The 279-nt window shown below is 79.9% G+C and carries 1 pseudogene; it reads right to left on the reverse strand.

Annotated elements, in window-relative coordinates:
- Window positions 1–279, reverse strand: a pseudogene (locus tag VR44_RS37390) (MerR family transcriptional regulator); the annotation flags it as partial.

Raw genomic sequence — 279 nt, forward strand, 5'->3', positions numbered from 1 at the left:
CCTCCCACTTGCGCAGGGTCGCCGGCCGGACCCCCAGCTCCCGCGCCAGGGGCCCGATGAACCGGCCGCCCGGCCCGCCGCCCGTCGCCCCCTCGGGCCCCCGCGCCCCGTCCGGGTCCGCGGCTGTGTCCGTGGCCCCGAGCGGGTCCGTGGCCGGGGCCGTGGTTGTGGCCGTGGTCGTGGTCGTGCCGGGCGCGGGAGCCAGGTCGCGCAGGGCCCGCTCCACCGCTTCCAGAGTCCGCCGGTCCTCCGCCAGCTGGGCGTGGCTCAGGTCGATGA

The organism is Streptomyces katrae (assembly GCF_000966975.1).
In the GTDB taxonomy this organism is placed as follows: Bacteria; Actinomycetota; Actinomycetes; order Streptomycetales; family Streptomycetaceae; genus Streptomyces; species Streptomyces katrae.